The organism is Isoptericola sp. NPDC060257, from assembly GCF_042726645.1.
Taxonomy (GTDB): Bacteria; Actinomycetota; Actinomycetes; order Actinomycetales; family Cellulomonadaceae; genus Isoptericola; species Isoptericola nanjingensis.
Genome location: NZ_JBHXAW010000159.1, coordinates 1 through 10361, shown reverse-complemented (window position 1 = coordinate 10361; position 10361 = coordinate 1). Strand labels below are relative to the sequence as shown.

At 74.4% G+C, this 10361-nt stretch carries 8 protein-coding genes; 6 read left to right on the top strand and 2 right to left on the bottom strand.

What is annotated here, in order from left to right; all coding sequences use genetic code 11:
* Both ACFWEK_RS13655 and ACFWEK_RS13650 read right to left on the bottom strand, forming a co-directional pair.
* The coding region (locus ACFWEK_RS13655) for an LUD domain-containing protein (RefSeq protein ID WP_430554401.1) at window positions 1–511 on the bottom strand (511 nt) is incomplete at its 3' end.
* Window positions 508–1329 carry a (Fe-S)-binding protein gene (locus ACFWEK_RS13650; RefSeq protein ID WP_430548043.1) on the bottom strand — a complete coding sequence of 274 codons (822 nt, stop codon included), beginning with the start codon at window positions 1327–1329 and terminating at the stop codon, window positions 508–510. The genes ACFWEK_RS13655 and ACFWEK_RS13650, both read right to left, overlap by 4 nt.
* Before the next feature lie 197 nt (window positions 1330–1526).
* On the opposite strand from ACFWEK_RS13650, the gene ACFWEK_RS13645 reads away from it, so the two are divergent.
* The 6 genes from ACFWEK_RS13645 (at window position 1527) to ACFWEK_RS13620 (ending at window position 10310) form a co-directional block, all read left to right on the top strand.
* The gene (locus tag ACFWEK_RS13645; RefSeq protein ID WP_430548042.1) at window positions 1527–2231 is read left to right on the top strand and encodes a FadR/GntR family transcriptional regulator; all 705 of its coding nucleotides are present in this window, start codon (window positions 1527–1529) and stop codon (window positions 2229–2231) included.
* 128 nt (window positions 2232–2359) lie between these two features.
* Window positions 2360–3076, top strand: a complete 717-nt coding sequence (locus ACFWEK_RS13640) for a SprT-like domain-containing protein (RefSeq protein ID WP_430554400.1) — start codon at window positions 2360–2362, stop codon at window positions 3074–3076.
* A gap of 227 nt (window positions 3077–3303) precedes the next feature.
* Window positions 3304–5625, top strand: coding sequence for a GDSL-type esterase/lipase family protein (locus ACFWEK_RS13635; RefSeq protein WP_430554399.1), 2322 nt, complete (start codon window positions 3304–3306; stop codon window positions 5623–5625).
* On the top strand, window positions 5622–7655 hold the full coding sequence (locus ACFWEK_RS13630) for a rhamnogalacturonan lyase (protein ID WP_430554398.1): 2034 nt from the start codon (window positions 5622–5624) through the stop codon (window positions 7653–7655). The genes ACFWEK_RS13635 and ACFWEK_RS13630 overlap by 4 nt, the downstream gene beginning before the upstream one ends.
* Before the next feature lie 59 nt (window positions 7656–7714).
* Window positions 7715–8761, top strand: coding sequence for a beta-ketoacyl-ACP synthase III (locus ACFWEK_RS13625; RefSeq protein ID WP_430554397.1), 1047 nt, complete (start codon window positions 7715–7717; stop codon window positions 8759–8761).
* A gap of 160 nt (window positions 8762–8921) precedes the next feature.
* Window positions 8922–10310: a Gfo/Idh/MocA family protein gene (locus ACFWEK_RS13620; RefSeq protein WP_430554396.1), complete on the top strand. Its 1389-nt coding sequence runs from the start codon at window positions 8922–8924 to the stop codon at window positions 10308–10310.
* Window positions 10311–10361: the final 51 nt, after the last annotated feature.

Here is a 10361-nt window from a genome sequence, read left to right as displayed (position 1 = left end):
GCTCGGCGAGGTCGGTCTCGATGGCGGCGATGCCCTCGTCGGCCAGCGCCTCGTTGAGCCCGATCTCCTGCGTGGCCATCGACTTGACCTTGACCACCTCGTCGGCGCCCTTGGACTTCGCGATGTCGGCGACGATCCGGTTGGCCTCCGCCGCGTCGCGCGCCCAGTGCACGACGCCGCCGCGCGCGACGACGTTCTCCTCGAGCTGCTGCAGCAGGTCCGGGAGATTCGCCATCACCTGCTGCTTGACGGCGGACCCGGCGTCGCGCAGCGCCTCCCAGTCGGGCACCTCCCCGACGACGGCGGCCCGCTTGGTGCGGATGACCTGCGTGGCGTGGCCGAGGTTGCGCCGCAGCTGGTCGTTCTTCAGGGTCTGCTTGGCGGCGGCGGGGAAGTCGTCGCCCCAGCGCAGCGGCTCCTGCGGGTGGGGGACGGGGCCGAACGGCTGGTCGGCCCCCGCGCCGTCGGGGCGGCGCAGCGTGCGCGGCAGGCCGAGGAACGTGCGGCTCATCGGGCGGCCTCCGTCCGCGCGGGGCGCTCGCGTTCCGGGCGCGTGAACGTCGTCTCGGGCAGGGGGGTGGGCTCCTCCCGGGTCGAGGCGAGCACCTCCGCCAGGTGCAGCGTGCGGACGCCGGTGCCCTGGCGGGAGAGCCCGCCGCCGATGTGCATGAGGCACGACATGTCGCCTGCGGTGAGCACCTCGGCGCCGGTGCCCCGGACGTTCGCCGTCTTGTCCTCGAGCATCGCGGCGGACGTGTCCGCGTTCTTCAGCGCGAACGTGCCGCCGAACCCGCAGCACGAGTCGGCCGCCGGGAGCTCCACCAGGTCGATGGCCTCGACGGCGCGCAGCAGCCGCAGGGGCTTGTCGCCCACGTGCAGCATCCGCAGCGAGTGGCAGGTGGGGTGGTAGGTGACGCGGTGCGGGAACCAGGCGCCGACGTCGGTGAGGCCGAGCACGTCGACCAGCAGCTCGCTCAGCTCGTACGTCTTGGCGGACACCGCCTCCGCCGTGGCGGCGAGGTCCTCGAGGCCCGCGCGGCGGCAGACCATCGCCTGCTGGTGGCGCACCGACCCCGTGCACGAGCCGGACGGCATGACGACGGCGTCCCACTCGCCGTCCGCGACCGGAGCGAACGTCTCCACGTGGTTGCGGATGACGGGCACCGCCTCGCGGAAGTAGCCGGTGTTGACGTGCATCTGCCCGCAGCACGCCTGGTCGGCGGGGAAGACGACCTCGTGGCCGAGGCGTTCCAGCAGCCGCACGGTCGCGCGCGGTGCCCCGGGGAACAGGGTGTCGGCGAGACAGGTGGCGGCGAGGGCGATGCGCATGCGACTCCTCTGTGCTTCGTGCGGTCGTGCTCGTGCGGTGCCGGCGCCGGGCCGCTGCGGTGCGGCTGTGGTCAGCCACCGTTCGGCTCGGTCCAGCATGACCCGGGCGGGTCGGGGGCGCCACGGCGGCGGCGCCGAGCGGTCACTGTAGCGGATGTGGTCAGACCATTGCTCCGTGCGGTCGTTACGCTGAGCCCGTGCGCACCCACGAACGAGTTCTCGCCCACCTCGAGGAGGGCATCGCCGCCGGCCGCTGGGGCCTCGGCGAGCGGCTGCCCGGCGAGCGGGCGCTCGCGGAGGACCTGGGTGTCTCCCGGCCCTCCGTGCGCGAGGCGATCCGCGTGCTCGACGCGCTCGGCATCGTGCGCCCCGGGGTCGGCTCCGGGCCGACCGCGGGCGCCGTCGTCATCGACCGCCCGGCCGCCGGCCTGGGCGCCGCGGTGCGGCTGCACGTGGCCACCGGCACGCTGCCGGTGCGGGACGTCGTCGCGACGCGCGTGCTGCTCGAGTCCTGGGCCGTGGCCCAGGCGGCGGAGCGGGCGACGGACCTCGCGCCCGGCGCGGCCGCCCACCTCGAGGAGGCGCGCCGGCTCCTGGGCCGGATGGAGGACGACGACGTCCCGCCGGCGGAGTTCCTCGAGCTCGACCAGGCGTTCCACCTGGAGTTCGTGCGCATGGCCGGGAACGTGCTGGTCGAGGCCGTGATGACGGGGCTGCGCGGCGCGATCGGCGGGTACGTCGCCGTCGGGATCGAGCGGCTGCCGTCGTGGCCGCGCACCGCCACCCGGCTGCGTGCCGAGCACCGCGCCGTGCTCGACGCCGTCGCCGCCGGGGACGCCGCGGCCGCCTCCGCCGCGGTGAAGGCGCACATCGAGGGCTTCTCCCGCGAGGCCGGGGTCTGACGCTCGCACGGCGGCACGCGCGGCCCTGTGGACGACGGGCAGGGGTGTCCGCGGGGGCCGCTAACGTCCTGCGGGTGGCCGCGGCTCGGCGGCCGGACGCGACGGGCCCGGACGGGCGGGGGTGACGCATGGAGCGGGAGGACGCCGCGCGGCTCGCGCGCGGCCTGATGGCCGAGCACGGCCTGTCCCGCTGGACGTTCCGGTTCGACCGGGCGCGGCGGCGCGCCGGCCTGTGCCGGTACGACCGCCGCGAGATCAGCCTGTCGGGGCCGCTGACGGACCTGTACGACGAGGCGGACGTGCGCGAGGTGGTGCTGCACGAGATCGCGCACGCGCTGGCCGGCGCGCGGCACGGGCACGACGCCGTCTGGCGCGCGACGGCGCGGTCGATCGGCTCCACGGGCCGCCGCGTGGTGCGCGACGACAGCCCCGAGGTGGAGGGCGACTGGGTCGGCCGCTGCCCTGCCGGTCACCGGGTGACGCGCTTCCGCCGGCCGCAGCGCCCGCAGGCGTGCGCCCGCTGCTCGCCGGTGTTCGACCGGCGCTTCCTGCTCACCTGGACGTACCGCGGCCGGCCGGTGCCCGAGCTCGGACTGCCCGCGGCGACGGCCGGCGGGGCGCCTCGGACCAGCGGGACCTCGGCGCCCGCGACGTCGCCGTCGCGCGTGGACGCGTCGCGGGTGGACCCGGCCGGGGTCCGGCCGGGGGAGCAGCTGCGGGTGGTCGCGCCGGGCCGGTACGACGGCGTCGTCGGCACGCTGCTGAAGCGCGGTCGGACGCGGTTCCACCTGCAGGTCGGCAGGACGGTGCTCACGGTGCCGTTCGGCCTGGTGGAACGCCCCTGACCGGCGGTTCGCGCGGGGCCGCGCGGCCCGGGCGCGCCGCCGACGAGGCCAGCACGCCGCCCTGACCTGGGGTTGTGCTTGCCCGGGTCGACGGGCATCATGGTCGCGCACCACCTGCTTGAATCCATTCAACCTTGACGGCCGACGAGGGCCGCCGAGGGTGGCTCGACGACGAGACCTCGAGGTGAGCACCAGTGTCAGCTCAGAACCGCTCTGCGCGTCCATCGTTGGAAAGCGCTAGCCGGCCGCACGGTCGCCCGGCGGCTCGGCTCGCCCGCAGGGCCCTCGCCGCGGTCGCGACGACCGTCGGCCTGGTCCTCGCGGGCCTGTCCGCCACCGTCGGTGCCGCATCGGGCGCGGCGGCCGCCGACGTCCCCGCCCCCACCGCCGTCCGCGTCGCCCGCGCCGTCGACGGCGCGCTGTCGATGCGCTGGAACGCGGCGACGGGCGCCGCCGGCTACGTGCTGTCCCGCAGCGACGCCGTCGACGGGGAGTACGCCGAGGTGGCGCGCACGGACGAGCGCACGGTCTACGCCACCGACGACGTCGACACCACCGCCGTGCACTACTACCGGGCACAGGCGATCGGCGCCGACGGCACCCTGTCCGCGCCGTCCGCGGTCGCCGTCGGCACGCTGGTGGGCGACGGGGTCGCGGCCCCGGAGATCCCCGAGGGCGGACTCACCCTCGACTTCGGCAACGGCGCGACGGCGGCCGGAGCGACGCGGATCGTCGCGGGTCCCGCGTACTCGAAGGCGCACCGCGTCGGCTTCGTCGACCCCGCCCAGGTGACCCCGGTCCGGCGCGACGGCGACGACCCGCTGCGCTCCGACCTGGTCCGCGTGGGCGACACGGAGCTGGTGGTCGACCTCCCCGACGGCGACTACACCGTGGGCATGGTCGCCGGCGACCTGGGGGCCGCCACCGACATCGCGATCACCGCCGAGCAGATGGCCAAGGTGCCCGCCACCGAGAAGGCCGCGGGGGAGTTCCTCGAGACCGAGTTCGACATCGCGCTGGTCGACGGCCAGCTCAACCTCGACTTCGCCGGCGCGGCAGCGAACCTCGCCGCCCTCACGATCACCCCGCGGGCACCGCGCGAGGCGGGCGCCGAGCCCACCGTCTACGTCACCGGCGACTCGACCGTCCAGACCTACACCGACTACTGGGCGCCGCAGGCGGGCTGGGGCCAGATGCTGGGGCGGTTCCTGGCCGACGGCGTGACGGTCGACAACCACGCGATCGGCGGCCGGTCGTCCAAGAACTTCATCAGCCAGGGCCGCCTCGACGAGGTGCTGCGCCAGATCCGTCCTGGCGACCACCTCTACGTCCAGTTCGGGCACAACGACAACAGCTACGGCGTCGACGACCGCTACGCGGCGCCGGCGGACTACCGCAACTACCTGCGCACCTTCGTCGACGGGGCGAGGCAGCGCGGCGCGACGCCGATTCTCGTCACCCCCGTGTCACGACGCAGCTTCGACGCATCCGGGCACGCGAACGTCTCGTTCCCCCAGTACGTCGAGCAGGCGCGCGCGCTCGCCGAGGAGACCGGCACCCCGCTGGTCGACCTGTCCGCCTCCAGCCGCGCCTACCTGGACGAGATCGGGCCCGAGGCCGCCAGGTCGGTGTTCCTGTGGGTACCCGCGGGCGTCTACCCGGCCCGTCCGAACGGCACGCAGGACGACACCCACTTCCAGGAGTACGGCGCGATCCAGATGGCGCGCCTGGTCGCGCGGGACACCGCCGGCCTCGACGTCCCGCTGGCCGACGAGGTCGTCGAGGCCGAGCCGCCCGCCCAGGTGCCGGCCGCGCCCACCGGGCTCGCCGCCTCCGCGGTGTCGGGTACGGGCGCCACGCTGACCTGGGACGCGGTCGACGGCGCGGACATCTACCGCGTGCTGCTCAAGGACGCGGACGCCGGCGACGACGCCTACGCCCTGCGGACGACGTCCACCGTCGGACGCGTCGACCTCACCGGGCTGGAGGCGGGCGCGTCCTACGACGTGCAGGTCGTGGCCGTGAACGGCCGCGGCGACTCCGCGCCGTCCGACGCGCTGCGCCTGACCACCGAGGAGCCGCTCTACCGGTTCGACGTGCAGCCCGCGGGCGCGGCGACGATGGACGGCTACCTCCCGCTCGACGACACGACGCTCTACGCGAAGGGTCTGGGGTACGGCTTCACCTCGGCGACCGGCCCGGGTGGCCGTGACCGCGGCACGGGCTTCGACCCGGTGCCGACGGCGCTGCAGCGCGACTTCCTGCTGCCGTCGGCGAGCACGCCGATCGCCGTGGACGTCGAGGACGGCACCTACGTCGTCGCCGTCGAGTGGGGCGACATGCTCGGCACCGCCGGCCTCGCCGTGACGCTCGAGGGCGAGGACCGCGGCTCGGCCAACGCCGGCCGCGGCACCACCTCGACGCGCGTGCTCGCTCCGGTCGAGGTGACCGACGGCCGGCTCGACGTCGTCGCGTCGGGCTGGCTCAACGGACTGACCATCACGCGCCTCGACGACGAGGCCACGACCACCACCGGAGGGAACCGATGACGACACCCCTGCACCACCCCGCCGCATCCCCGCGAAGGAAGGCCCGCCCCCTGGCCGCCGGGGCGCTGACGCTGGGCCTCGTCCTGCCCGTCGTCTGCGCGGCGTCGGCCGCGCCCGCCACGGCGTCGGACGACGCCGTGACGTCGTCGAGCACGCCGACGTCGAGCACGACGACGCCGAAGCGGCAGGCCGAGCGCCTCGACCGCTCCCCGGTCGCCGTGGCCACCGACGACGGCGTGTACGTCGGCTGGCGCATGCTCGGCGACGACCCGCAGGCGATCGGCTTCCACGTCTACCGCGACGGCGAGCGGATCACCGACCGGCCGATCACGGGCTCGACCAACCTCGTCGACCCGGACGGCACGGCGTCCTCGACCTACCGGGTCAGCGCCGTCGCCGGCGGCAGCCGCGTCGAGCGGTGGGCCACCGCCGCGTTCACGGTCTGGGACGGGCAGACCCTCGACGTCCCGCTCGACAAGCCCGCCGACGGCACGACGCCCGACGGCAAGGCGTACTCCTACCGCGCCAACGACGCCTCCGTGGGCGACGTCGACGGCGACGGACAGTACGAGATCGTGCTCAAGTGGGACCCGACCAACTCGCAGGACAACTCCAAGGGCGGGTACACGGGCAACGTGTACCTCGACGCCTACGAGCTGGACGGCACGCAGCTGTGGCGGGTCGACCTGGGGCGGAACATCCGGGCGGGCGCCCACTACACCCAGTTCCAGGTCTTCGACTACGACGGCGACGGCCGCGCCGAGGTCATGGCCAAGACCGCCGACGGCACCGTCGACGGCGCGGGCACGGTGATCGGCGACGCGGACGCGGACCACCGCAACGCGAGCGGCTACGTGCTGGCCGGGCCCGAGTTCCTCTCCGTCTTCGACGGCGAGACCGGCGCCGCGGTCGACACGGTCGACTACACGCCGGCGCGCGGCACGGTCACCGACTGGGGCGACGGGTACGGCAACCGGGTCGACCGGTTCCTCGCCGGCACCGCCTACCTCGACGGCGAGCACCCGAGCGCGATCTTCTCGCGCGGCTACTACACGCGGGCCGTGATCGCGGCCTACGACTTCGACGGCGAGCACCTGTCCCGGCGCTGGGTGTTCGACTCCGACGAGGCGGGCGACCAGTACGAGGGCCAGGGCAACCACAACCTGTCCGTGGCCGACGTCGACGGCGACGCGAAGGACGAGATCGTCTTCGGCTCGATGACGATCGACGACGACGGCTCCGTGCTCTACGACACCGGGCTGGGCCACGGGGACGCGCTGCACGTGGGCGACCTCGACCCGTCCCGGCCGGGTCTCGAGGTCTTCGCGGCCCAGGAGTCGATGAGCGCCTCCGGGAACCGCGGGGCCACGTTCCGCGACGCCGCGACCGGCGAGGTGCTCTGGTCGATCCCCGCCACGCGCGACACCGGGCGCGCCGCCGCCGGCGACATCGACCCGCGGTACGCGGGCGCCGAGGGCTGGGCCGTCGGCGGCGACGCCGCGTGGAACTCCCGCGTGGGAGAGCTGCACGCCGCGTCCGGCGAGCTGATCGGGAACACCATCCCGGCCGCCAACTTCCTCACGTACTGGGACGGCGACCTGCTCGCGGAGATCGGCGACCACGAGTTCGACGACGGCCCCCGCACCGGCGTGCCCACGATCTCGAAGTGGGACTACGAGAACGGTGAGCAGGTCGAGCTCTACCGCGCGACCGGCACGCTGTCGAACAACGACACCAAGGGCAACCCCGCTCTGCAGGCGGACCTGTTCGGCGACTGGCGCGAGGAGATCGTCACCCGCACCGAGGACTCGACGGCACTGCGGATCGCCACGACCGTCATCCCGACGGAGCACCGGCTGCGCACCCTCATGTCCGACCCGGTCTACCGGCTCGGCATCGCCTGGCAGAACACCGCCTACAACCAGCCGCCGCACACGTCGTACTTCCTCGGCGAGGGGATGACGACGCCCGCCGCCCCGGCCCTGGCGTACACGACGCCGGCGCGACCGGGGGAGAAGGTCGGCCGCTGAGCCGCTCGCCCCGCGAGCACGCGTGAGACCAGGGCGGGTGCGGTGGGATGATCGCTCCCATGAGTGAGTCCACCGCACCCGCCCTGACGCTGCCGGCCCGCGCCGCCGGGTCCCGCATCGTCGGCCTCGGGCACCACCAGCCCGAGAGGGTCATGACCAACGACGACGTCGCGAAGCTCGTCGAGACCAACGACGAGTGGATCCGCTCCCGGACCGGCATCGTCACCCGCCACGTCGCGGCCGACCACGTCACCGTCGCGGACATGGCGACGGGGGCCGCCCGGCACGCGCTCGACGACGCCGGCGTCGCGGCCTCCGACGTCGACCTCGTGGTCGTCGCGACCACCACCGCGTTCGACCGGTCGCCCAACACGGCGGGCCGCGTCGCCTACGCGCTGCGCACCGGCGTCCAGCCCGGGGCGAGCACGCCCGAGGGCGAGGAGGCGCCCGACCTGCGCGACGTCGTCGGGCCCGCCGTCATCGACCTCAACACCGCGTGCTCCGGCTTCGCGTACGCCGTGGGCGTGGCCGACCAGGCGATCCGCGCCGGGTCCGCGCGCACCGCCGTCGTGGTCGGCTCGGAGAAGCTCACGGCCGTGACCGACTGGTCCGACCGCAGCAGCTGCATCCTCACCGCCGACGGTGCGGGCGCGGTCGTGCTGCAGGCCGCCGACACCCCGGCCGTCGGGCCCGTCGTGTGGGGCTCGGAGCCCGAGCTGACCCCGGCGGTGGTGATCGAGGCGCCGCAGGAGAAGTTCGCGCAGGACGGTCGCGCCGTCTTCAAGTGGGCCATCACCCGCGCCGCCGACCGCGCCCGCCGGATCGTCGAGGCCTCCGGGCTCACGCTCGACGACATCGGCGTCCTCGCCGCGCACCAGGCCAACCTGCGCATCATCGAGCCGCTCGCCAAGTCGCTGGGGCTCGAGGACCGCGTCGTCGTCACGGACATCACCGAGTCCGGCAACACGTCGGCGGCGTCGATCCCGATGGGACTGTCCAAGTGGTGGCACTCCGGCAAGATCCCGGCGGGCACGCCGGCCCTGCTCTTCGGCTTCGGCGGCGGCTTCACCTGGGCCGGCCAGGTCGTCATCACCCCGTCGAGGTAGTACCAACCCTGCCGAGGTAGTTGCCCTTGCGCCGAGGTAGTACCACCTCGGCGCAAGGGGAACTACCTCGCAGGGGTGGGGAGGACGACGCCGCTCGGGTAGGCTGTCGGAAACCGCTTACCCGACGTCGCCGTCGCGGCGACACCCAAGGAGATCGACGATGCCCTCCGTCCCCACCCCCGCCGGCAGCTCGACCGGCACCTCGGCCGGCACCGAGCGCCGCCGATACGCCGTCGCGGGTGCCGGCCACCGCGCCGGCATGTACGTGAACGCGCTGATCGGGGACCACGCCGCCGACGGCGAGATCGTCGCGTGGGTGGAGCCCAACCCCGTGCGCGCGGCCGTGCACGAGGCGAAGGTGGCCGCTGCCGTGGGCGGGGAGCGCCCCGTCTACCACCCCGACCACCTGGAGAAGGCCCTCGACGAGCAGCGGGTCGACCGCCTCATCGTCACGTCGGTCGACAACACGCACGCCGATCTCGTCTCCCGAGCGCTGCGCGCGGGCGTCGACGTCGTGGTCGAGAAGCCGATCGCGGCCACCGAGGACGAGGCGCGGCAGATCGCCGACGCCGTCGCCGAGACGGGCCGCGACCTCACGATGACGTTCAACTACCGCTACTCGCCACGCAACTCCGCGCTGCGCGAGGTCATCGCGTCCGGCGAGATCGGGCAGGTGCTGAGCGTCCACTTCGACTGGGCCCTCGACACCGTGCACGGCGCGGACTACTTCCGCCGCTGGCACCGCGAGAAGGTCAACAACGGCGGCCTGCTGGTGCACAAGTCCAGCCACCACTTCGACCTCGTCAACTGGTGGATCGACGCCGTCCCGCAGCGCGTCTTCGCCAGCGGCGGCCGTCGGTTCTACGGCGACGACGCCGCGCACGCGTCCGGCTACGAGCCGACGGCGGGGGAGAAGGCGCTGAACGAGCAGGGCGTGGACCCGTGGCGCATCGACGTCGACGCCGACCCGTACCTCTCCGAGCTGTACGGCCCCGAGGCGCAGGCCGTGGACGGCTACCGCCGCGACCGCAGCGTCTTCGACGCGGGCATCACCACCGAGGACACCCTCGGGCTCGTCGTCGCGTACGCCGGCGGCCCGGTGCTCACCTACTCGCTCACGGCCAGCGCGCCGTGGGAGGGGTACCGGGTCGTCGTCAACGGCTCGCGCGGCCGCGCCGAGCTCGAGGTGGTCGAGCGCGGTTCCGTCGTCTTCGGCGCGGACGGCAAGGCGACCGTGGACCCGAGCTTCACCGCGACCTTCGGCGAGGACACGGTGCGCCCCGAGGGTGAGCGGCTCGTCGTGCAGAAGCACTGGGAGCGCGCGGAGGAGCGGCCGATCGTCGCCGTCGGGCACGGCGGCCACGGCGGCGGCGACGCCCTGCTCCTGGCCGACGTCTTCCGCGGCCGCACCGAGGCCGACCCGCTGGGCCGCGCCGCCGGCTTCCGCGACGGGCTGCGCGCGTCCGGCATCGGCTACGCCGGCAACCGCTCGCTGGCCACCGGCGACCCGGTGCGCCTCGACGACCTGGGCCTCGGCATCGACCTCTGACCCGAGCTCGAGGTGTCTGCGCCGAGGTAGTACCACCCGCGCCGAGGGAGT